General features: G+C 68.1%; 18 protein-coding genes and 1 pseudogene. 6 read left to right on the top strand and 13 right to left on the bottom strand.

The window, feature by feature from the left end:
• The 6 genes from ribB to ACE3TL_RS06895 form a co-directional block, all read right to left on the bottom strand.
• The coding region (ribB, locus tag ACE3TL_RS06920) for a 3,4-dihydroxy-2-butanone-4-phosphate synthase (protein ID WP_374577985.1) at positions 1-721 on the bottom strand (721 nt) is incomplete at its 3' end.
• Complete coding sequence (locus ACE3TL_RS06915; protein ID WP_374577984.1) at positions 718-1,293, bottom strand: NADPH-dependent FMN reductase; 576 nt, start codon at positions 1,291-1,293, stop codon at positions 718-720. The genes ribB and ACE3TL_RS06915, both read right to left, overlap by 4 nt.
• Positions 1,290-3,062 carry a class I adenylate-forming enzyme family protein gene (locus ACE3TL_RS06910; RefSeq protein ID WP_374577983.1) on the bottom strand — a complete coding sequence of 591 codons (1,773 nt, stop codon included), beginning with the start codon at positions 3,060-3,062 and terminating at the stop codon, positions 1,290-1,292. The genes ACE3TL_RS06915 and ACE3TL_RS06910 overlap by 4 nt, the downstream gene beginning before the upstream one ends.
• A 120-nt stretch (positions 3,063-3,182) precedes the next feature.
• Entirely contained in the window at positions 3,183-4,517 is a 1,335-nt protein-coding gene (locus tag ACE3TL_RS06905; protein WP_374577982.1) for an acyl-CoA dehydrogenase family protein, read from the bottom strand.
• Between the two features lie 190 nt (positions 4,518-4,707).
• Positions 4,708-6,213, bottom strand: coding sequence for an MATE family efflux transporter (locus ACE3TL_RS06900; RefSeq protein ID WP_374577981.1), 1,506 nt, complete (start codon positions 6,211-6,213; stop codon positions 4,708-4,710).
• Positions 6,214-6,387: 174 nt separating this feature from the next.
• Positions 6,388-7,788 carry an amino acid permease gene (locus ACE3TL_RS06895; protein WP_374577980.1) on the bottom strand — a complete coding sequence of 467 codons (1,401 nt, stop codon included), beginning with the start codon at positions 7,786-7,788 and terminating at the stop codon, positions 6,388-6,390.
• Between the two features lie 163 nt (positions 7,789-7,951).
• On the opposite strand from ACE3TL_RS06895, the gene ACE3TL_RS06890 reads away from it, so the two are divergent.
• Entirely contained in the window at positions 7,952-9,703 is a 1,752-nt protein-coding gene (locus ACE3TL_RS06890; protein ID WP_374577979.1) for a DUF885 family protein, read from the top strand.
• 252 nt (positions 9,704-9,955) lie between these two features.
• Here ACE3TL_RS06890 and ACE3TL_RS06885 read toward each other — a convergent pair whose 3' ends face one another.
• Positions 9,956-10,591 (bottom strand): TetR family transcriptional regulator, encoded by a 636-nt coding sequence (locus tag ACE3TL_RS06885; RefSeq protein ID WP_374577978.1) that lies wholly within the window; start codon positions 10,589-10,591, stop codon positions 9,956-9,958.
• Between the two features lie 154 nt (positions 10,592-10,745).
• On the opposite strand from ACE3TL_RS06885, the gene ACE3TL_RS06880 reads away from it, so the two are divergent.
• The 3 genes and pseudogenes from ACE3TL_RS06880 to ACE3TL_RS06870 all read left to right on the top strand — a co-directional run bounded on the left by ACE3TL_RS06880 (position 10,746) and on the right by ACE3TL_RS06870 (position 13,009).
• Positions 10,746-11,555 carry a UDP-2,3-diacylglucosamine diphosphatase gene (locus ACE3TL_RS06880; RefSeq protein WP_374577977.1) on the top strand — a complete coding sequence of 270 codons (810 nt, stop codon included), beginning with the start codon at positions 10,746-10,748 and terminating at the stop codon, positions 11,553-11,555.
• Positions 11,556-11,608: 53 nt separating this feature from the next.
• Positions 11,609-11,800, top strand: a pseudogene (locus ACE3TL_RS06875) (TetR/AcrR family transcriptional regulator); the annotation flags it as partial.
• Between the two features lie 111 nt (positions 11,801-11,911).
• Positions 11,912-13,009 carry a glycosyltransferase family 4 protein gene (locus ACE3TL_RS06870; RefSeq protein ID WP_374577988.1) on the top strand — a complete coding sequence of 366 codons (1,098 nt, stop codon included), beginning with the start codon at positions 11,912-11,914 and terminating at the stop codon, positions 13,007-13,009.
• 49 nt (positions 13,010-13,058) lie between these two features.
• Here the strand turns inward: ACE3TL_RS06870 and ACE3TL_RS06865 are convergent, their stop codons facing one another.
• The 6 genes from ACE3TL_RS06865 to ACE3TL_RS06840 all read right to left on the bottom strand — a co-directional run bounded on the left by ACE3TL_RS06865 (position 13,059) and on the right by ACE3TL_RS06840 (position 18,892).
• Positions 13,059-14,099: a substrate-binding domain-containing protein gene (locus ACE3TL_RS06865; protein ID WP_374577976.1), complete on the bottom strand. Its 1,041-nt coding sequence runs from the start codon at positions 14,097-14,099 to the stop codon at positions 13,059-13,061.
• 47 nt (positions 14,100-14,146) lie between these two features.
• On the bottom strand, positions 14,147-15,388 hold the full coding sequence (locus ACE3TL_RS06860) for an OprO/OprP family phosphate-selective porin (protein WP_374577975.1): 1,242 nt from the start codon (positions 15,386-15,388) through the stop codon (positions 14,147-14,149).
• A 152-nt stretch (positions 15,389-15,540) separates the two neighbouring features.
• A complete protein-coding gene (gene phnE, locus ACE3TL_RS06855) occupies positions 15,541-16,350 on the bottom strand; it encodes a phosphonate ABC transporter, permease protein PhnE (protein ID WP_374577974.1) in 810 nt (269 codons plus the stop codon).
• 9 nt (positions 16,351-16,359) lie between these two features.
• Positions 16,360-17,379: a phosphate/phosphite/phosphonate ABC transporter substrate-binding protein gene (gene phnD / locus ACE3TL_RS06850; RefSeq protein ID WP_374577973.1), complete on the bottom strand. Its 1,020-nt coding sequence runs from the start codon at positions 17,377-17,379 to the stop codon at positions 16,360-16,362.
• Positions 17,376-18,170, bottom strand: coding sequence for a phosphonate ABC transporter ATP-binding protein (gene phnC, locus ACE3TL_RS06845; RefSeq protein ID WP_374577972.1), 795 nt, complete (start codon positions 18,168-18,170; stop codon positions 17,376-17,378). The genes phnD and phnC overlap by 4 nt, the downstream gene beginning before the upstream one ends.
• 158 nt (positions 18,171-18,328) lie before the next feature.
• A complete protein-coding gene (locus tag ACE3TL_RS06840; RefSeq protein ID WP_374577971.1) occupies positions 18,329-18,892 on the bottom strand; it encodes an N-acetyltransferase family protein in 564 nt (187 codons plus the stop codon).
• 181 nt (positions 18,893-19,073) lie between these two features.
• On the opposite strand from ACE3TL_RS06840, the gene ACE3TL_RS06835 reads away from it, so the two are divergent.
• Together ACE3TL_RS06835 and ACE3TL_RS06830 are read left to right on the top strand one after the other, a co-directional pair.
• On the top strand, positions 19,074-20,327 hold the full coding sequence (locus ACE3TL_RS06835) for a type III PLP-dependent enzyme (protein WP_374577970.1): 1,254 nt from the start codon (positions 19,074-19,076) through the stop codon (positions 20,325-20,327).
• A 99-nt stretch (positions 20,328-20,426) separates the two neighbouring features.
• Positions 20,427-21,488, top strand: coding sequence for a deoxyhypusine synthase (locus tag ACE3TL_RS06830; RefSeq protein ID WP_374577969.1), 1,062 nt, complete (start codon positions 20,427-20,429; stop codon positions 21,486-21,488).
• Positions 21,489-21,519: the final 31 nt, after the last annotated feature.

Raw genomic sequence — 21,519 nt, 5'->3', positions numbered from 1 at the left:
GGAAGCGCCCGCCATAGGCGCTGTCGAACGGCGTCTCCAGCACCCGCTCGATCTGGCGCTCGGTGCGGCGGCGATAGGCGATCAGGTCGGCGATGGTTCCGATCTTCAGGCCGTGAAGCTGGGCGAAGCCGATCAGGTCGGGCAGGCGCGCCATCGACCCGTCGTCCTTCATGATCTCGCAGATCACCCCGGCCGGATTGAGGCCGGCCATGCGGCTGATGTCGACGGCCGCCTCGGTATGGCCGGCACGGACCAGCACGCCGCCGTCCTTGGCCACCAGCGGAAAGACGTGGCCGGGCGAGACGATGTCGTCGGCGCCCTTGGTCGGGTCCACCGCCACCGCGATGGTGTGGGCGCGGTCGTGGGCCGAAATGCCGGTCGTCACCCCCTCGCGCGCCTCGATGGAGACGGTGAAGGCGGTGCCGTGGCCCGACTGATTGTCCACCGCCATCGGCGGCAGACGCAGCGCCCGCGCCCGCTCGCCGGTGATCGACAGGCAGATCAGGCCGCGCGCATGCTTGGCCATGAAGTTGATCTGGTCGGGCGTGGCGAACTGGGCCGGGATGATGACGTCGCCCTCGTTCTCCCGGTCCTCGGCGTCGACCAGGATGTAGGGCCGCCCGTTGCGCGCATCCTCGATGATGTCCTCGATCGGCGAGATCGCCGATTCCTGCGGGGCCTGGCTGTCGGAACCGTCGGCGACAAGGTGGGGGCGGGTCATGGTCGTGCCTTCATTCGGGCGAAGTCCAGCACCTGCTCTGCGACGGTGGCCAACTGCCAGGCGTCCTTCGCCTCCAGACAGGCTCCGTCGGCGTCGAACAGGCCGGACGCCGCATTCAGGGCCGCGCCGAACGGCGTCGGCCAGCCCCGCAGCGCATGTATGATGGATCGCAGCGTGGTCAAAGTGGTCCCTGCGGCCTGCCAGCCGTCGGCGGTGATGATGCAGCCCACCGCGCGGTCGGTCAGATAGGGGCGCGCGTCGGTCCGCAGCACCTCCAGGGTGTCGAGCGCGTTCTTGATCACGCCGGAGATCGAGCCGTGATAGCCGGGGCTGGCCACGATCACCCCATCGGCCGCCTGCACCGCGGCCGCCAGTTCGGCCTGCTCGGGCGTCGGCGCCTGGTCGGCCGGGCTGAAGATCGGCAGGCGGCCCAGGAACTCCCCGCCCAGCAACCGCGTCTGCGCACCCGCCGCCTGCGCCGCCTGCAGCGACAGCACCAGGGCGCGCTCGCTGCTGGAGCCCGGACGGGTGGTGCCGCCGATCCCCACGATCAGCGGCCTTCGCGAACTCATGCCTGCGCCTCGAACAACTTCTTCAGCTCCGTCTTCACGATCTTGCCGTTGGCGTTGCGCGGCAAGGTCTCCGGCCAGAACCGGATCTCGACCGGGACCTTGAAGGCCGCCAGCCGCCCGCGCACCAGCGCCTTCAGCTCGTCCTCGGTGGCCGTGCCGCCGGGCTTCAGATGCACGACGGCGACGGGCTCCTCGCCCAGCGTCTTGTGCGGCCGTCCGACCAGGGCGGCGTCCATCACCGCGGGATGGTCGTACAGCACGTTCTCGACCTCGACGCAGTAGATGTTTTCACCGCCGCGGATCAGCATGTCCTTGGCCCGGTCGATGATGAAGAGGAAGCCCTCTTCGTCCAGTCGCGCCAGGTCGCCCGTGCGCAGCCAGCCGTCGACGAAGGTCTCGGCCGTCGCCTCCGGCTTGTTCCAGTAGCCTTTGACGACCTGCGGCCCCTTCACCCACAGCTCCCCGACCGCATTGACCGGCAGCACGGTCGTTCCGTCAGCCGGATCGCGGATCTGCATCTCGCCGACCGGCGCGGCCGGCCCGGCGCTGTCGGGGCGGTTCTCGTAGTCCTTGCCCAGGTGCGAGGTGAAGGTCGCCGTCGTCTCGGTCATGCCCCAGCCGTTGCCGGGCTGCGAGGCGGGAAACACCTCGACGATCTTGCGCACCAGTTCCGGCGCCGAGGGCGCGCCGCCGTAGGAGACCGCCTGCAGGGACGACAGGTCGTACTTGCCGCGGGCCGGATGCTCGATGAGCTGCCAGGCGATGGTCGGCACGCCGCCGGTCGCGTTGATCTGCTCGCGCTCGATGAGCTGCATGGCCGGCTCGGCGTCCCAGCGGCGCATCAGCACGATCTTCCCGCCCGCGTTCAGGGTCGGCGACAGCGTCGCCGAAAGGCCCGTGGCGTGGAACATCGGCACCACCAGCAGGGTCGCGCGCTGGGGCAGCTTGTGCGGATCGCTCTCGGGCAGGGGCTGGCCGGCGCGCAGGAAGTTCCGCACGCCCGAGATACCGCCCGCCATCACGTTCGAGGTCATGTTGCGATGGGTGCCCAGCGCGCCCTTCGGCCTTCCGGTCGTGCCGGAGGTGTAGAGGATGGTGGCGTCGTCCTCAGGCTCCAGCGCCACGTCGGGCAGCGGCGCGTCCGGCAGCTTGCCCCAGTCGTTCACCGGCCCGATCACGTCCTCCAGCCGATGGGTCTTCGGCGTCGAGGGCGCGCCGGCCAGCCGGGTCACATAGACCTTCTCGAGGTCGGGCAGGCTCGGAATGGACTCGGCGATCCGCTCCAGCCGCTCGTCGTCGACGATGGCGACCTTGGTCCCGGAATCGGCCAGGCCGTATTCCAGCTCCGGCCCGGTCCACCAGGCGTTCAGCGGCGTGACGATGGCGCCGCACAGCACGCCGGCCCAGAACGCCACCGGCCATTCGGGCAGGTTGCGCATGATCACCGCCACCCGGTCCCCCTTCTTCACGCCGTCGGCCTGAAGCTGGCCCGCCAGCCGGATCGTCGCTCGCGCGAAATTCTCGAAGGTCGCCCGGTCGTTCTCGTAGACCAGGAACTCGCGGTCCTTGAACGTCCGGCCGTTCAGGAAGACGTCGCGCAGGGTCGGCGGCGCGTTCTTCCAGACCCGCGTGCGCACGCCGCGGATATCCATCTCCTCGATCTCGAAACGCTGGCCAGATCCCGTCAGGGCGGCGTGGGCCTGGGCCAGGGACATCACCGGCCAGGCCGGGGAAGCTGCAGCTTCGGAAGCATTCAGGACATCGGACATGAGCGCGGAAATCTCGAAATCAGAGGGTCAAAAGAAAGGGCGCGGCGCCATGCACGGCCCCGCGCCCACTATTCGCGCCGATCCCGTGGCGGAAAGCAAATTTCCCGCCGCCGATCGGCCCTACGCTTCCGTACGCTCGCGGCGGGACTTGCCCTCGGCGTAGGCGTCCTTCAGCTCGCCCAGTTCCTTGGCGTACTTCTCCTCGGCCGCCTCGCGCAGGCGCGGGATGTGGTAGTTCGGGAACAGGTCGTTGTCGGGCCGGTATTCCTTCAGCACCTGCTTGGCCAGGGTGACCTTGTGCACCTCGGTCGGCCCGTCGGCGATGCCCATGACCAGCGACGACGTCACCATGTGCATGAACGGCATCTCGTTGGAGACGCCCAGCGCGCCGTGCAGGTGGGCGGCCTTGGTCGCCACGTCGTTATAGACCTTCGGCATCGCGACCTTGATGGCGGCGATGTCCTTGCGGACCTTGTTGTAGTCCTTGTGCTTGTCGATCAGCCAGGCGGTGCGCAGCACCAGCAGGCGGAACTGCTCCACCGCGATCCAGGAGTCGGCGATCTGCTCCTGCACCATCTGCAGGTCGGCCAGCTTGCCCTCGCGCGTGGTGCGCGAGACGGCCCGGCGGCACATCAGGTCGAGCGCGTGCTTGCAGGCCCCGACCGTGCGCATGGCGTGGTGCACGCGCCCGCCGCCCAGCCGCACCTGGGCGATCACGAAGGCCGCGCCCCGCTCGCCCAGCAGGGCGTCGTAGGGCACGCGGACATTGTTGTAGCGGACATAGCCCTCCGAGCCCCCGCCGATATCGCCGCCGCCGCCGACCGCCACGTTGCGGATGATCTCCACGCCGGGGGTGTCGGTGGGCACCAGGAAGATCGAGGTGCGCCGGTAGGGGTCCTTGGCGTCCGGGTCGGTGACCGCATAGACCACCAGCACCTTGGCCCAGCGGGCGTTGGTCGAGAACCACTTCTCCCCGTTGATGACCCACTCGTTGCCCTCCAGCACGGCGCGGGTCTTGAAGGTCAGCGGGTCCGAGCCGCCGGTCGGCTCGCTCATCGAGAAGGCCGAGCGGATCTCGCCGTTCAGCAGCGGCCAGAGATACTGCTCCTTCTGCTTTTCGGTGCCGTAGTGGGCGATGATCTCGGCGTTGCCGGTGTCCGGCGCCTGGCAGCCGAAGACCGTGGGCGCCAGGCCGTTGCGGCCCAGCTTCTCGTTCATCAGGCCGAGCTTGAGCTGGCCATAACCCTGGCCGCCGAGTTCGGGGCCGAGGTGGCAGGCCCACAGGCCCTGGGCCTTCACCTTCTCCTGCAGCGGCTTGATGAACTTCTCGCGCCCGAGCGGACCGTGGACCGCCATGCCCAGATGGGACAGCGGCTCCACCTCCTCGCGCATGAACTCCTCGATCCAGTCGAGCTTCTTCTGAAATTCGGGGTCGGTTTCGAAATCCCAGGCCATCTGGCGCCTCCCATGTTTCCGCTCAGCGCGGCAAATTTCCGAATTTCCGGTATGGCGAAGCTCATCGCCAAACGGAATTATCCTTTAACGACAATCACTTGGAATATCGCATCAGCCGGCATTATCGAACCTATGTTCGGATCGCGCAACGCCCCCGAAGCAGGGCGCGCACGATTTTCCAGCCTGCGCCCTACTCGGCCGGCGCCTTGGCGGCGACTTCCACCGCTTCGGTCTCCTCGGCGACCGCCGGCGGGCTGAGGCCGGTGTCCGGCGCCGCGCCCCGCGGAATGCCCGCCATCAGCCGGGCCTTGCGCCAGCCGCCGAAGCGGTAATAGCCCGCCGCCAGCACCAGCGAAATCAGCGATCCGAGCGGGAAGCTCCACCAGACCGCGTCCTGGCCGAGCGTCGGCTCCAGATAGTGCGCGAACGGAATGCGGACGAACCACATCGAGATCAGCAGGCCCAGCAGCGGCGGCCAGACCGCCCCGGTCGCCCGGATCACCCCGTTCAGCACGAAGGCCATGCCGAAGGGCACGAAGCCCCAGAGCGCGAAGGCGTTGATGTGCATGGCGATCGGCGCCGAAGGGCTGCCCGCCGGCAGGAAGAGCAGCAGCACCCACGGCTCGACCAGATAGATCAGCGCCACGGGCAGGCCGGTCATCAGCACCGCCAGCCAGACTCCCTTGCGCGCGACCTCGCTCACCCGGTCCATCAGCCCGGCCCCGACGTTCTGCGCGGCCATGGACGAGACCGCCGCCCCCAGCGCCATGGCCGGCATCTGGACATAGGTCCAGAGCTGGATCGCCGCGCCGTAGCCGGCCGCCACGTGCGATCCGTAGGCGTTGACGAAGCGGATCATCACCACCGCCGCGCCGGAGATGACCAGCATCTGCAAGGCCATCGGAAAGCCCTTCACCACCAGGGTGCGGATGATCGCCAGCTCGGGCCGGAACAGCCGCCAGTCGCCACGCTTGAGGATCAGCACGCTGTCGGTGCGGTAGAGGTAGACGATCATCGCCGCCAGCGTCAGGGTCTGGCTGACGAGGGTCGAGGTGGCCGAGCCGGCGATCCCCATCTTCGGGAATGGGCCGACCCCCATGATCAGCAACGGGTTGAGAATGACGTCCAGCCCGACCGCGAAGACCGAGAACCAGAACGGCGTCTTGGAATCGCCGGCCCCCCGCTGGGCCATCATCACGAACGAGAAGAAGTACATGAACGGCATGGCCGCGAAGATCACCCGCAGATAGGTGATCGCATCGCGCCGCGCGTCGGGCGGGGTCTGCATCAGGTCGAGGATGGTCGGCGTCAGCAGATAGCCCGCCACCCCCACCGACAGCGACAGGACCAGGAAGAAGGTCGAGGCCGAGCCGACCACCCGCTTGACCATCGCCAGGTCGCGGCCGCCCACCGACTGCGAGATCAGCAGGTTCGCCGCCATGCTGATGCCGAACACCGCGCCCAGCATCAGGAAGAAGATGTTGTTGGCGTTGACCGTGGCGGTCAGCGCCGCCTCGCCCAGCACATGGCTGACCCAGATCGCATTGGCCGATCCGTTCAGCGATTGCAGGATGTTCGATCCCAGCACCGGCATGGCGAAGACCAGCAAGGTCTTGCCGATCGGGCCGACCGTCAGGTCCTGCACGCCGCGCCCGCCGGGCCGGGCCTTGTCGCCGTCTCGCGTCGTTGAAACCACGTTTCTCCCCAGGGCGCCGAGAATGGACGCCGATCCGTGCGCCCCGGCCCGTCCTCGAAATAGAGGCGGCCCCGCCATGGGGAGCAGGCCGAACGAACTGTAGGCGGGCCGTCGGGCCGCCTCAAGCGCCCGCGACGCCCTGACCGCCGGTTTTGGCGCGAGCCTGCGCTCGCCTCAGGCTTGCGCCAGCCCGCTCCGGGCGCGGCCGTAGAGCAGATAGACGACCACCCCGACCGCGTTCCAGGCGAAGAAGAAGGTGATGGTCTTGGCGGTCAGGCTGGTGAACAGATAGGCGCAGCCGAGGAGGCCGAGCGGCCCGATCAGCCAGACCGCCGGCGCCTTGAAGACCCGCGGCAGGTCCGGCAGGCGCCGGCGAAGCACCATCACCGCGGCGATGGTGGCGATGAACGCCGCCAGGGTGCCGGCGTTGGCCAGGGAGGCGATCTCCGACAGCGGCAGCACCCCGGCGATCACCGCGGCGATGGCGCCGGTCAGCAACGTCACCGCCGTCGGCACCCCGCGCGGACCCACCCGCGACAGCCGGCGCGGCAGCAGGCCGTCGCGCGCCATGGCGAAGAACACCCGGCTCTGGCCGAACATGAACACCATGATCACCGTCGGCATGGCCACCACCGCCGCCCCGGCGATCAGCGAGGCCGAGACCGGCCGGTTCAGCTCGCGCAGGATGAAGGCCAGCGGCTCCTCGCTCTTGGAGAACACCTCGAACGGCGAAGCGCCCAGGGCGACGGCGGCGACGACCATGTAGATCAGGGTGCAAGCGACCATCGAGCCGACGATGCCGATGGTCAGGTCGCGGCGGGGATCCTTGGCCTCCTCCGCCGCCGTCGAGATGGCGTCGAAGCCGTAAAAGGCGAAGAAGATGATCGCCGCGGCCCCCATCATCCCGAACTTGTGGTCGCCGATCTGCTCGGCGCCGAACCCGAACGGGGCGAAGGGCGTGAAATGGGTCGGATCGAAGTGCGGAAGGGTGATGGCGACGAAGCCGGCCAGGGCGACCAGCTTCACGCAGACCAGGACGAAGTTGACGTTGGCGCTCTCGCGCGTGCCGACCAGCAGCAGGCCGGTGACCGCCAGGGCGATGAACACCGCCGGCAGGTTCACGACGCCGCCCGTCTCCGGCCCGGTCAGCAGGGCGGCCGGGATCGGCCATCCCGCCTGCTGGATCAGGCCCGAGGCGTAGCCGGCCCAGCCGACCGACACCGCGCTGCACACCAGGGTGTATTCGAGGATCAGGCTCCAGCCGATGACCCAGGCGATCAGCTCCCCCAGCGCCGCATAGGAATAGGTGTAGGCGCTGCCCGCCTGGGGCAGCAGGGTCGCCATCTCCGCATAGCAGAGCGCCGCGCAGGCGCAGACCGCGCCGGCCACGGCGAAGGAGACGATCACCGCCGGCCCCGCCAGTCCAGCCGCCACGCCCGTCAGGGTGTAGATGCCGGTGCCGATGATCGCGCCTATGCCCAGGGCGACCAGGTGCGGCCAGCCCAGCGTCGGCTTCAGGCCATGGCCCGCATGGGCGGGCGGCTCGATCGGCCGCCGGCGCGTGATGAAATCCATGGGCCTCCCCCCGGCTTGTCCGGCGCGAGCATGACCCGCGCCGCGCCGAACTTGAAGCGGAATGCGTCGCGGCCTCTGCGCTGCGTACCGGCAGCCGAAACCGCCTTGGCGAAGCGGCCGGGGGGCGCCAGCCTCCAGGCTCCGCTCCGAAGGGGGACTCTCCATGCGTCTGGCGCCGATCGTCCTGGCCTCCGTGGCCTTCATCCTGGCCACGCCCGCCCTCGCCGACGACGGCGCGCTGGATAGGCTGATCGCCGACTACGAGGCCTACAGCCTGTCGCTCGACCCCATCGAGGCCGGCGCCCAAGGCGACCGCGCCGCGCTTTCCAGGCTGCCCGACGATTCCCCGGCCGCCGACGCCGCGCGGGTGAAGGGGCTGGGCGCGCTCAAGGCCAGGCTCGCGGCCATCGACGCCGCCGCGCTGTCGGAGGACGGGCGGATCAACCGCGAATTCCTGGCCTGGACCCTGGACCGCCGCCTGCAAAGCCTGGCCTTCGACGAGAACCGCATGCCGTTCTCCTCCGACGGCGGCTTCCACTGGACCATGAGCTATCTGGCCTCCTCGGTCCCGATGCGCAGCGCGGCCGACGCCCGCGCCTGGATCGACCGCATCGAGGCCACGCCCGCCTACTACGCCACCGAGATCGCCAACGCCCGCCGGGGGGCGCAGGACGGCTTCACCCAGCCGCGCATGACCGTCCTGCAGGTCATCGCCTTCGCCAAGGAACAGGCGGCTGCGCCCATCGAGAGCGATCCGATGATGGGGCCGCTGCGCCGCCTGCCCGCCTCGATCCCGGCCGCCGAGCAGGACGCCCTGCGCCAGAAGGCGGCAGAGGCCATCGCCGCCAAGGTACGCCCGGCCCAGGCCCGGTTCGCGACCTTCCTGGAGACCGAATACCTGCCGAAAGCGCGCAAGAGCCTGGCCGCCCGCACCCTGCCGAACGGCGAGCGCTACTACGCCTGGCTGGTGCAGGACCACACCACCACGACCCTGACGCCCGACCAGATCCACCAGAACGGCCTGGACGAGGTCGCCCGCATCCGCAGGGAGATGGACGAGACGATCGCCCAGACCGGCTTTACGGGCGACTTCGCCGCCTTCCAGGCCTTCCTGCGCACCGATCCGCAGTTCTACGTCACGACCCGCCAGGCGCTGCTGGAGAAGGCCTCGGAGATCGCCAAGCGCATCGACGACCAGTTGCCCGGCTGGTTCGCCACCCTGCCGCGCCTGACCTATGGCGTGCGCCCAGTGCCGGCCGACATCGAAAAGAGCTACACCACCGGCCGCTACTTCTCGGGCAATCCGAAGCTGGGCGTCGCCGGCGGCTACATGGTCAACACCTACGACCTGCCCCAGCGCCCGCTCTACGAACTGCCGGCCCTCACCCTGCACGAGGCGGTCCCCGGCCATCACCTGCAGATCGCGCTCGGCCAGGAAGCCGAGGGCGTCCCCTATTTCCGGCGCGAGGCGAACGTCACCGCCTTCACCGAGGGTTGGGGCCTCTATGCGGAGAAGCTGGGCGGCGAGATGGGCCTCTATCGCAACGCCTACGAGCGCTTCGGCCGCCTCTCCTACGAGATGTGGCGCGCCTGCCGCCTGGTCGCCGACACCGGCCTGCACTGGAAGGGCTGGAGCCTGGACCAGGCCCGCGAATGCTTCACGAAGAACTCGGCGCTCTCGCCGCTCAACATCGAGGTCGAGCTGGCCCGCTACGTGTCCTGGCCGGGCCAGGCCCTGGCCTACAAGACCGGCGAGATGAAGATCGTGGCGATCCGCGAAAAGGCCAAGGCCGAGCTGGGCGAAGCCTTCGACATCCGCCGCTTCCACGACGCCGTGCTGCTGGGCGGCCCCATGCCGCTGGACATGCTGGACCGCAAGATCGACGCCTGGATCGCCGCGGAGAAGGCGCGATAAACTCGTCCAATTCCCCCCTTCCGGGGCAGGGCTATCGCATATGGGTGTCATCCCGGTTTGCGAAGCAAGACCGGGACCCATGAACATATGCGGTTCGGGATCGGTCTCGGCGGCGCCAGAGCCTGAAAGCTCAGGTGTTCATGGATCCCGGACAAGCGCTGCGCGCTTTCCGGGACGACATCCGAAGTGGGCTGCCGACGCTTATCCGCGCCATATGCGATTGCCCTGCCTTCCGGGGAGCAATCAGCGCCTCTAATCCGACCAGAGCTCCTGCACGCCGCCCTTGCGGTTGAGGACCCGGACGGCGCGTTTGACCACGGCCAGCAGGCGCTCCTTGCGGGCCTGTTCGTCGAAGGTGAGCGCGCCGCGCGCCAGGCCTTCCAGCAGGAAACGCCCCAGGTCGCGGCTGGTCTGGAAGCGGGGGTCCTCGCCGGCCTGGGCCAGGGCCAGGAACCGCTCGCCGACCTGGTTGTGGTCGAAGGCGCTCTGGGCGCCGGCCAGCCGGCCCCTCAGCATCGGGTCGGTCCTCGCCGCCGCCTCCAGTTCGGCGAAGGCGATGAACGGGACTTCGTGCAGCAGCGCCCAATAGGCGTCGATAGCGTGTTCGGCCGCGTCCACGCCCGGCGTCGGCGGCGCGCTGGCCGCCTGTTCGAACAGGCGCGCGCGCTCGATCTCGATATGGGCGATGGCCGCCTCAACCAGCTCCTCCCGGCTGGAGAAGTGGTACAGCATCGCTCCGCGCGTCAGGTTCGCCGCATCGGCGATCATCGCATTGGTCGCGGCGTGATAGCCGACATCCGCAAACAGCCGCATCGCCGCATCGAGAATGCGCGCGCGCGTACGCCGAGACTTCGGCGTCTCCTTCGCAGGATAGGTTCGGGCGTCCATCGGACCTTGTTTGTCGGAAGACCTGGGGAGGGTCGGCCTGCCCAAATCCTTAGTCCAAAAGGCGTGGCGACAAAAGGGCGACAAGGGGTTTCACGTAGCTGACATGCAATCGGCCTAGCGATTGGGCAGTTCTGCACAGCCAAGGGGCCAGGGCATGTCAGGCGCGGCGATCCGCAAGTACCGGACCATCTTCATTTCCGACGTTCACCTGGGCACGAAAGGCTGCCAGGCCGAGCTGCTGCTCGACTTCATCCGCCATGTCGAATGCGAGACCCTCTACCTCGTCGGCGACATCGTCGACGGCTGGAAACTGCGCTCGGGCTGGCACTGGCCCCAGGCGCACAACGACGTGGTGCAGAAGATCCTGCGCCTGGCCCGCAGGGGCGTGAAGGTGATCTACGTGCCCGGCAATCACGACGACCGGGTGCGCGACTTCGTGGGCGTCCACTTCGGCGGGGTGGTGGTGGCGCGCGACGCCATCCACGAGGCCGCCGACGGCCGCCGCTTCCTGGTTCTGCATGGCGACGAATTCGACGGGGTGGTGCAGCACGCCCGCTGGCTGGCCTTCGTCGGCGACTACGCCTATCGCGCGCTGATCGTGGCCAACACCCTCTTCAACCGCCTGCGCCGCCGCATGGGCTTCGGCTACTGGAGCCTGTCGGCCTTCCTGAAGACCAGGGTCAAGAACGCCTTGCAGTTCGTGGAGAACTTCGAGGCCGCCGTCGCCGGCGAGGCGCGCCGCCGCGGGGTCGACGGGGTGATCTGCGGCCATATCCACAAGGCCGAGATGCGCGACATCGACGGGATCGCCTATATCAACGACGGCGACTGGGTGGAGAGCTGTTCGGCCCTGGTCGAGCACGAGGACGGCCGCATGGAAATCCTGCACTGGGCGCAGATGCGCTCTTGGTCGGCCATCGACCGGACCATCCGGCTGGTCGAACCGACCTCGGCCGCCGCCTGACCGGTGTCGCCGCCGATTGACAGCCGCCCCGATTTGGCGACAGTCCCGCTGTCATGATGCCGCCGACCCGCTACGCTTCCAGCCTGCGCGACCGCCAGAAGCAGGCCACCCGCGACCAGATCATGCATGCGGTGGCCCGCAAGCTGGAATCGGGGCCGCTGGAAGACCTGAGCTTCGCGGAGATCGCCGCCGAGGCCGAGGTGGGCGAGCGCACGGTCTATCGCCACTATCCGACCAAGGAAGCCCTGCTGGGCGCCTTCTGGGCCTGGCTCCAGGCCCAGGCGCTCAATCCCGTCCGGCCGTCCACCCGCATCCGCGACGCCATCACCGCCCCGCGCGAGAGCGGCCAGCGGGCGATGCGCATCCTGCTGGTCACCGACGCCTGGGAGCCGCAGGTCAACGGCGTGGTCCGCACCCTGACCCGCGTGGTCGGCGAACTTCGGGCCATCGGTCACTCGGTCGAGGTGATCAGCCCCGACCAGTTCAAGACCTTCCCCCTGCCGACCTATCCGGAGATCAAGGTCGCCATCGCCGCCCACGAGCCGGTGCAGGAGCGCTTCAAGGCCTTCGAGCCGGAGGCGATCCACATCGCCACCGAAGGGCCGCTGGGCCTGGCCGCGCGGCGCATCTGCGTGGAGTGGAAGCTGCCCTTCACCACCAGCTACCACACGCGCTTCCCCGAATACGTCTCGGCGCGCCTGCCTTTGCCGCTGGCCGCCGGCTACGCCTACATGAAGTGGTTTCACAAGCCGTCGGGCCGCATGATGGTCACCACCCCGACCATGAAGGAAGAGCTGGAACGCCACGGCTTCGGCAACATCTCGGTCTGGTCGCGCGGCGTCGACACCGCCCTCTTCCACCCCAAGCGCGACGACGAACCGGACATCTTCGAGGGCCTGGCCCGGCCGATCTTCCTGTCGGTCGGCCGCGTGGCGGTGGAGAAGAACATCGAGGCCTTCCTCGGCCTCGACCTGCCCGGGACCAAAGTGGTGGTCGGCGACGGACCGCAGCGCGAAGAGCTGATGCAGCGCTATCCCAACGCGGTCTTCACCGGCGCCAAGTTCGGCGAGGAACTGGCCGCGCACTTCTCCTGCGCCGACGTCTTCGTCTTCCCCTCGCTCACCGACACTTTCGGCCTGGTGATCCTGGAGGCGATGGCCGCCGGCGTGCCGGTCGCGGCCTATCCGGCCCCCGGGCCGATCGACATTATTCCGGGCTCGGGCGCCGGCGCCCTGGCCCACAGCGCCACCGAAGGCCTGCGCGAGGCCTGCCTTGAGGCGCTGAAACTCGACCGCAAGGCCGTCCGCGCCTTCGCCGAGGGCTTCTCGTGGAAGGCCTGCGCCGAGGACTTCGTGAAGAACCTCCAGCCCTATCCCGAGCCGGAAAAGACCCGCTTCTGGCGCAAGCTGCGCCGGCTGGCCCGCGTTCGCCGCCGCCGCCCCGAAGCGGCCTGACCCAATGAAAAGCGCCGCGGACCTTTCGGTCCGCGGCTCCTCGAACGCCTCAGGCCGCGGGGCGGGCCATCGGCGTCAGCTTTTCGGCGACGCTCTTCTGGCCGGCGTGCTGGCCGGCCGGCAGCGGGATCAGACCGCGGCTCTGCAGGTAGCCGCCCCGGCCGCTGGCCGCGTCGGACACGAACTCGTTGAGGTACTCCTGCAGGCCCTGGGTCACCCCGATATTGGCCTTCTTCACGTAGATGAACAGCGAGCGCGACAGCGGATAGGAGCCATCGGCGATCGTCTGGGCCGAGGGCTTCACGCCGTTCACCGACGCGCCCTTGATCTTGTCCATGTTCTCTTCGAGGTAGGACCAGCCGAACACGCCCAGGGAGCCGGGGGTCTTGGTCAGGGTTCCGACGATGGCGTTGTCGTTCTCGCCAGCGTCCACCCAGCCGTCCTTGCGCAGCGGATCGACGATTTCCTTGAAGCGGTTTTCGTTGTTCGAGCGCAGCTCCTCGGCGGTCGGGAACTTGCGGGCGCCGGCCTCGATGGCCAGTTCCACGAAGGCGTCGCGCGTGCCCGACGTCGGCGGCGGGCCATAGACGTTGATGCGGTTGCCCGGCAGGCCGCTCCCGATCTCGTCCCAGGTCGAATAAGGGTTCTTCACGAACTTGCCCTGGCGCAGCACGTTGGCGGCCAGGCCCAGGTACAGATGCTCGACCTTGAAGTTGTAGTCGGCGCCCTCCTTGTCGGTGGCCACGACGATGCCGTCGAAGCCGATCTTGATCGCGATGATGTCCTTCACGCCCTTGGCGGCGCAGGCGTCGAATTCCGACTTCTTCATCGGGCGCGAGGCGTTGGCGATGTCCGGGAAGGCGTCGCCGAGTCCGCCGCAGAACAGCTTGATGCCGCCGCCGGTGCCCAGGCTCTCGACCTTGGGCGCCTTCTTGCCGGTCTTCTTGGCGTAGTTCTCGGCCACGCGGGTGGCGAACGGGAAGACGGTCGAGGACCCGGCCGCCCAGACATAGTCGCGGGCGGCGAAGGCCGGGGAGGCCGCGCCCAGGGTGGTCGCCGCGGCGGCGGCGCAGAGCAGAAGCTTTTTCATGGAATCTCTCCTGCCGGCCCCGCTGGGCGGGGCCGGTGTTTCAGCCTTTAGAAGTCGAGCTGGGCGCGCATCTGGAAGACGTCGACATCGACGTCGCGGCCGATCACGGGATTGTCGTTCTCGCCCTTGGTGTAGTTGGCCTGGAAGCGGACATAGCCGGTCGGGTAGTAGTTCACCCCGATCGTCCAGGCCCGGTACTTGCCCGCGTCCTGCGAGAGCGTGCGCGAAGCCGCCGTACTGGCCGAGCTGTAGGCGTCGCTGAGGTCGGCCCAGTCGTAGCGCAGCGCCAGCTCCACCCCGCCGAAACCGCCCGCGGTGATCGGGTTGAGGATCTTCGGACGGCCGAACTCGCCCTTGGCCGCGTCGTAGTTGCGCATCTCGCCGGTCGGCCAGAACGAGGCGAACACGTAGCCGACCTTCAGGTTCGGATCGCCGCCGGCCGAAGCGCCCGCGTTCAGGCGGTCGACGCTGATGTTGGCGTATTCGCCCTGGAGCGAGAAGGCGTTGTGGACCACCGCGCCTTCCACGGCGAAGGTGGTGTCCTTGTCGCCGATGGCGCCGGAACTGACGTAGCGCGAGCCGAAATTGGTGTTGGGCCGGCTCTGGTAGTTGAAGGCGCTTTCATCGCCATGGTCGCGCCAGCGCGCCGAGGCGGCCAGGTGAACCTTGGTGGTGTCGGTCAGGACCGGCGCGAAGGAGACGCGGCCGGTGGCGCCGATACGCTCCTCGCCCGCCGTGACGTCGGCGCTGTTCAGCGAGTCGCCCTGGATGGCGCCGGTCACGGTCCAGTTCATGCCGTTGGCCTTGACCACCGCGCTGGCCAGGTAGCTGTCGACGCCGAAGTCGCCGAACGGGCCGCGGTCCATGAAGGTGGTGAAGCGGGTCGAGGTCAGGTTCTCGAGGCCCGCGGCCTTGATGTTGCCGAACATGATCGAGGTCGAGTCGGTCGGCTTGATCTCCAGGACCACGTCGTCCCACGACGGCGAGCCGCCGTTCACCCAGCCGCCTTCGATCTTGTAGGCGATGTAGTTGTTGAGCTTGCCCTCGACGCCCAGGAACACCTGGCGGCCGCGGAACTCGCGGAAATTCTGGTCGGCGCCGGTCTCGCGGTCGACGTCTTCGAACACCGTGTCGAGCAGGACCCGGCCGCGGACCTTGAACTGGACGTCGTCGTTGGTCCACTGCGGCGCGCCCTTCCAGGCGGTGGTGGTGTCCTGCGCCGCCGCCGCGCCCGCGATGGCGAACACGCCCAGCGCCGCCCCGGCGCAAAGCGAGGTTTTGATCTTCATTGTCAGGATCCTTGTAGAGCTATCCCCATGGCCCTTTCAGGCTGGGGGCGGCTTAACGAGGTCCCGTGACGCTTCCGCCAAGCTTGGGCGACGCTACGTCGTCAGTTTCGTGACGATTTTGCGTAACCGGCTCTTCAGGCGGGGATCGCCGCCTATAGCAGCCGTCCGCGGATGGTCTGCGACAAAAGGTCGATCAGGCTCACCGCCACGACGATGACGATGGCGATGGCCGACACCCGCGAATAGGAGAACGAGTTGAGGCTGTCGAACAGGATCTGGCCGATCCCGCCGGCGCCGATCAGGCCCAGCACCGTGGCCGCGCGGCTGTTCGATTCGAAGCGGTAGAGCGCATACGAGGTCCAGAGCGGGGCGACCTGCGGGATCACGCCCCAGACCACTTCCTGCAGCGGTGCGGCCCCGGTGGCGCGCACGCCCTCCACCGGCCCCTTGTCGATCGACTCCACCGCCTCGGAGAACAGCTTGCCCAGCACCCCGCCGGTGTTGAGCGCCAGCGCCATCACCCCGGCGAATGGCCCGAGGCCCACCGCGACGACGAAGATGGTCCCGATCACCAGGTCCGGCACCGATCGCAGGGCGTCCATCAGCCGGCGGATCGGCAACTGGATATAGGACGGAGCGACGTTGCGCGCGCCCAGCAGGCCCAGCGGCACGGCGAGCAGCACCGCGATAGCCGTGCCCCACAGGGCGATCTGGATGGTCAGCCACATCTGGCCGACCAGGAACCCCCAGTCGCTGAAATCAGGATGCAGGAACTCGCGCCCGAACTGGCGCATGTTGTCCGAGTTCTCGAACAGCAGCGGCAGCTTGGCCATTTCGGCCGGGCCGAAGCTGATGATCAGCAGGATGGCGATGCCGCCCCAAAGGGCGATGTCGAACAGGCGCTGGCCGAGCGGCTTGCTCGGCGGCTGCAGGAGGTCGGCCGGGGTCACGCTGGCGGTCACGATGAGGCCCTATTGCGCGACCGGCTGGCCGGTCTTGGCCTGAAGCGCGGCGCGCTCGGCGGCGATGGCGTCGAGCGCCTTCTGGGCCTGGCCTTCCTTGACCTTGTCGCCGGCGCTGCGCGCCTCGAGCAGTTGCTCGGTCGCCTCCATCTCGCGCACCGGAAGCAGGTGCGATTCGTCGGCCGGGCGGAAACCGCCGATCGACAGCGCCGCCAGCAGCTTGCGCTGGCGCTCGGGTTCGGGGCCTTCGCCCTGGGCGTAGGTCAGGAAGAACTGGCGCAGCTTCTCCTTGATCGCCGGATCGAGATCCTTGCGCCAGATGATCGGGTCTTCCGGCAGCTTCGGGCTTTCCCAGATCACCCGCACCTGGTCGGCGACCGGCGATCCGCGCTCGCGCTGCAGCCGCAGGGCGGTCGAGTTGTTGGTGGCCACGTCCAGCACGCCCTTGGCCACCGAGAACAGGTTGGCCTGGTGATTGGCGGTGCGGACCTGCTTGAAGCACGCTTCGGGCCGGATGCCCTTGGGCGCGAAGAGATAGGTCATGGGCGCCAGCGTCCCCGAGGTCGACTTGGCGTCGCCGATGCCGAAGGTCAGGCTCTTGTCGCACTTCAGCACGTCTTCGAGCGTCGTCTTCGAGCTGGCCGGCACGATCAGCACCGAGCGATAGCCGTCCTCGCCGCTGGGGTCGAAGGTGCGGGCGAAGACCTCGCCGTTCGAGCGCCGCACCGCCTCCAGGCCCGACTGGTTGGAGAACCAGCCCGCATCGATCTGCTTGAAGCGCAGGGCCTCGATCAGCGCGGTGTAGTTGGAGGCGAAGAACGGCTTCACCGGAATGCCGATCGACTTTTCCATGTCGGCAAGGATCGGCTTCCAGAAGGTCTCCATGCTGGACGAATTCTCGGTCGCCAGGATCGAGAAGTTGATGACCTTCGGCGGCTCGCCGGCGGCGGGCGCCTTGTCGGTCTTTCCGCAGGCCGCCAGGCCCAGCGCGGCCAGGCTGCTGCCGATCATCAGTCGACGGTCGATCATTTCGGCGCTCCTTCCCAGAAGACGTCTTCGAATTCCGGGCCGTAGATGTCGATGAGTTGCTTGCGATCCAACCCCGCCGCCGGGCCGTCATAGACGATCTTGCCGGCCTTCAGCGCGACCACGCGCTCGCAATAGCGCAGGGCGTAGTCGACCTGGTGCAGGGTCACGACGACGGTCAGGCCGTCCTCGCGGTTCAGGTCGCCCAGGATTTCCATGACCCGCCGCGCCGAGACCGGGTCCAGCGAGGCGACCGGCTCGTCGGCCAGGATGATCTTGGCCTTCTGGACCAGGGCGCGAGCGATCGCGCCGCGCTGCTGCTGGCCGCCCGACAGCGTGTTGGCCCGCTGGGCGGCGTATTCGGCCACGCCCACGCGGGCCAGGGCCGCCATCACCGCCTGCTTGGTCTCGGCGGGCCAGGCGCCCAGCAGGCCGCGCGCGAACGGAATGCGCCCCAGCGAGCCCAGGGCGACGTTGGTGAACAGGGTCAGGCGGCCGACCAGGTTGAACTGCTGGAAGATGAAGCCGATGCGGATGCGCGCCTCGCGCACCTTGCCGCTGATCTTGCCGTCGGACTGCACCGCCCCGCCGAAGGCGTCGATGCGGCCCTGGCCAGCGTCGATGGTCTGCAGGCCGCTGATCGAGCGCAGCAGGGTCGACTTGCCCGAGCCCGACGGCCCGATCAGCGCGATCATCTCGCCCTTGCGGACGTCAACGGAAACGGAATCCAGCGCCCGGCGAGAGCCGAAGCTCTTCGAGACGTTCCGCACGGACAGCACGGCGGCTTCAGACATGGACAGCGAGGCTTCCCCGGATCGGCGCGCGCATTGGTGCGGACTCAAAAGCTTAGATCGCCGCCCCTTGCGACGGCTTCATGACATAGGGCCGTGCTTGCGGTCCAGCGCGGGTTGTCGCCCGCGCCCTCGCAAACGGCGGGGAGCGCTGGGAAAAGTCACGGGTTCGCCGCTTCCATGAGCAGCGAAAGCTCGTCCCAGGCGAACACGATGTTTTCGGAGCGCCACAGCGGCCCAGGATCGGTGAAGCGGCCGATCTCGCGACCGCCCAGCCGCCGGTAGAATCGGGCCGCGCGGTCGTTGCCGACCACCACTGCCAGGGCGCAGCCTTCGTATCCCTGCAACGCCAGCGCCTGCGTCAGGGCCGACATCAGCCGCCGGCCCACACCCATGCCCTGAAGGGTGGGAGCGACATGCAGCCAGCGGACCTCGCCGCGCCCCTCGAATATCGGCTCGCTGGGCGCGCCAGCCGAGCCGAAGCCGACGATCTGTTTTTCACGTTCGGCGACCAGCGTGGTCCAGCGAACCTGATCGGCCAGAACTTCGCGCCAACGCGCCAGCCGCACGGCCTCTGTCAGCCCCTCCCACGCGGCCGGCGTCGCGAGATCCCGGTAGGTCTCGCGCCACACATGGTCGTGCAGCCGCGCGATGACCGCGGCGTCCTCGAGAACCGCTGGACGCAGGGCGATTCCGCTCGCCGCCGACGCTTCTGAAACCGTCATCGTCCCGCCTCTCGCAATCCCTGTCCCGGCCAAGGTTTGATGACAATTTTGGGGCGAGGACACAAACCCCTTTACATCGGAGGTCAACGCCCCTATTTCGCACGGCTCCGGCGGACCCGATGTCCTCAAAAGCGCTGCTAACGCCGGTCTAGGTTCAACAATCCGTTGGGGGTTGCGTGAGGTGCAAAGGTACCATACGCCCCTGGACCTGGTCCGTGAGCGGTCACCGGAGCGTCCCGTCGCCATTGCGCGACCGGATGCGGTGGCGGTAGCGGCGCGCTGGTTCCAGGATAATTTCAAAGGCGACGTCTTCTACGCGGTGAAGGCCAATCCTTCGCCCTGGGTCATCGAGGCCCTGGCGCAGAACGGCGTGACGTCTTTCGATGTGGCCTCGGTCCCCGAGATCGAGCTGGTCGCGCAGCACGCGCCGGGTTCGCGCATGGCCTTCATGCACCCGGTCAAGAGCCGCGCGGCGATTGCGGCCGCCTATTTCGAGCATGGGGTGAAGACCTTCTCGCTGGACACCCACGAGGAGCTCGCCAAGATCCTGGCCGCCACCGAAGGCGCCAAGGACCTGAACCTCATCGTCCGCCTGGGCGTCACCGCCGAGGGCGCGGCCTATTCGCTGGCCGGCAAGTTCGGCGTCGACGCGCACCAGGCGCCTGGCCTGCTGCTGGCCGCCCGCCGCGCGACCCAGGACCTGATGGGCGTCTCGTTCCACGTCGGCAGCCAGTGCATGCGGCCCACCGCCTACCAGGCGGCCATGACCCAGGCCTCGCGCGCCCTGGTCCGCGCCGGCGTCTTCGCCGACGTGGTGGACGTGGGCGGCGGTTTCCCGTCGATCTATCCGGGCATGGTCCCGCCGGACCTGGCCGACTACATCGACTCGATCAACCGCGGCTTCGCCGAGATGATGGTCCACGAGACGACCGAGCTGTGGTGCGAACCCGGCCGCGCCTTGGTGGCCGAAGGCTCGTCGATCCTCACCAAGGTCGAGCTGAAGAAGGGCGACGCGCTCTATCTGAACGACGGCTCCTACGGGTCGCTGTTCGATGCGGCGCATACCAAGTGGCCCTTTCCGGTCCGCCTGCTCCGCGCCGAGAACGGCGAGTCCCACGAGGTGGAAGGCCCGCTGAAGCCCTACCGCTTCTGGGGACCGACCTGCGACTCGCTCGACCACATGCCAGGCCCCTTCTGGCTGCCCGAGGACGTGCGCGAGGGCGACTATGTCGAGATCGGCATGATGGGCGCCTATGGCGTGGCCATGAACACCCGCTTCAACGGTTATGGCGACGCCGAAACCGTCGAGGCGACCGACGCTCCGATGGCTTCGATGTACGGCCTGGCTCGCCGCTCCATTCCGGTTCCCCGTCAGGAGAACCAGAACGTCGTGAAGCTGTCGCGTGCGCGCGGAAAGAAGCGCCGGCGGAAATAAGCCGGCTGCGTAGAAGTTATAGGCGCGGCCGGTCGCTCCGTCCCGGCCGCGCCTTTTCCATTTCGGACGGGCGCTCAAACTCTGAAGGATCTTGAGAGAATGAACGCTGACGTTCAGAAATCGAACCGCAAGGCCGAACTGCTGGCCAACACCGTCGAGCACGTGGCGATCGACCAGTACGATGCGCGCCCGGTCATCGACGCCATGCGCAAGATGAGCTTCACCAGCCGCGACACCGCCCGCGCCGCCGACATCTGGTCGATGTCGCTGGAGGACAAGGACTGCTCGACCTGGCTGACCCTGGCCGGTTCGACCAGCGCCGGCGGCTGCATGCACATCTACCGCGACATGGTGAAGTACGGGATGATCGACACCATCGTCTCGACCGGCGCCTCGATCGTCGACATGGATTTCTTCGAAGCCCTCGGCTTCAAGCACTACCAGGCCCAGTCGAACGTCGACGACCGCGACCTGCGCGACCTCTATATCGACCGCATCTACGATACCTATATCGACGAGGAAGAACTCCAGAACTGCGACGGCACGATCTACGAGATCTGCAACCTGCTGGAGCCGCGCCCCTATTCGTCGCGCGAGTTCATCTGGGAGATGGGCAAGTGGCTGGCGGCCGGCAACGCCAAGAAGCCGGGCTCGCTGATCGAGACCTGCTATCTCGAGGGCGTGCCGATCTTCTGCCCGGCCTTCACCGACTCATCGGCCGGCTTCGGCCTGGTCAAGCACCAGGTCGAGCGCATGAAGGAGGGCAAGCCCTACCTCACCATCGACTCGGTGGCCGACTTCCGCGAACTGACCGACATCAAGCTGGCGGCCGGGACCACCGGCCTCTTCATGGTCGGCGGCGGCGTGCCCAAGAACTTCGCCCAGGACACCGTGGTCTGCGCCGAGATCCTCGGCCACGAGGCCGAGATGCACAAATACGCGGTTCAGATCACCGTGGCCGACGTGCGCGACGGCGCCTGCTCGTCCTCGACCCTCAAGGAGGCCTGCTCCTGGGGCAAGGTCGACGTGACCTGGGAACAGATGGTCTTCGCCGAGGCCACCACCGTCGTCCCGCTGATCGCCTCGGACGCCTGGCACCGCGGATCGTGGAAGACCCGCACCCGGCCGCGCTGGAACAAGCTCTTCGAAAAGAAGGCCTGACTCTTCGAAAGACGGCTTAAGCATCGCAAAA

Origin of the sequence: Phenylobacterium sp., from assembly GCF_041920015.1 — a bacterium.
In the GTDB taxonomy this organism is placed as follows: Bacteria; Pseudomonadota; Alphaproteobacteria; order Caulobacterales; family Caulobacteraceae; genus Phenylobacterium.
Note: the sequence above shows the minus strand (reverse complement) of the source record. Positions and strands in the feature narration are given on the sequence as shown.

What these genes read in the sequence shown, in the direction of transcription:
- ACE3TL_RS06890 (WP_374577979.1), top strand. Translation starts at nt 7,952, where the DNA reads ATGCGTCTGGCGCCGATCGTCCTGGCCTCCGTGGCCTTCATCCTGGCC.
- ACE3TL_RS06830 (WP_374577969.1), top strand. Translation starts at nt 20,427, where the DNA reads ATGAACGCTGACGTTCAGAAATCGAACCGCAAGGCCGAACTGCTGGCC.
- phnC (WP_374577972.1), bottom strand. Translation starts at nt 18,170, where the DNA reads ATGTCTGAAGCCGCCGTGCTGTCCGTGCGGAACGTCTCGAAGAGCTTC.
- ACE3TL_RS06905 (WP_374577982.1), bottom strand. Translation starts at nt 4,517, where the DNA reads ATGGCCTGGGATTTCGAAACCGACCCCGAATTTCAGAAGAAGCTCGAC.
- ACE3TL_RS06910 (WP_374577983.1), bottom strand. Translation starts at nt 3,062, where the DNA reads ATGTCCGATGTCCTGAATGCTTCCGAAGCTGCAGCTTCCCCGGCCTGG.
- ACE3TL_RS06915 (WP_374577984.1), bottom strand. Translation starts at nt 1,293, where the DNA reads ATGAGTTCGCGAAGGCCGCTGATCGTGGGGATCGGCGGCACCACCCGT.
- ACE3TL_RS06870 (WP_374577988.1), top strand. Translation starts at nt 11,912, where the DNA reads ATGCGCATCCTGCTGGTCACCGACGCCTGGGAGCCGCAGGTCAACGGC.
- ACE3TL_RS06895 (WP_374577980.1), bottom strand. Translation starts at nt 7,788, where the DNA reads ATGGATTTCATCACGCGCCGGCGGCCGATCGAGCCGCCCGCCCATGCG.
- ACE3TL_RS06860 (WP_374577975.1), bottom strand. Translation starts at nt 15,388, where the DNA reads ATGAAGATCAAAACCTCGCTTTGCGCCGGGGCGGCGCTGGGCGTGTTC.
- ACE3TL_RS06885 (WP_374577978.1), bottom strand. Translation starts at nt 10,591, where the DNA reads ATGGACGCCCGAACCTATCCTGCGAAGGAGACGCCGAAGTCTCGGCGT.
- ACE3TL_RS06865 (WP_374577976.1), bottom strand. Translation starts at nt 14,099, where the DNA reads ATGAAAAAGCTTCTGCTCTGCGCCGCCGCCGCGGCGACCACCCTGGGC.
- ACE3TL_RS06880 (WP_374577977.1), top strand. Translation starts at nt 10,746, where the DNA reads ATGTCAGGCGCGGCGATCCGCAAGTACCGGACCATCTTCATTTCCGAC.
- phnD (WP_374577973.1), bottom strand. Translation starts at nt 17,379, where the DNA reads ATGATCGACCGTCGACTGATGATCGGCAGCAGCCTGGCCGCGCTGGGC.
- ACE3TL_RS06840 (WP_374577971.1), bottom strand. Translation starts at nt 18,892, where the DNA reads ATGACGGTTTCAGAAGCGTCGGCGGCGAGCGGAATCGCCCTGCGTCCA.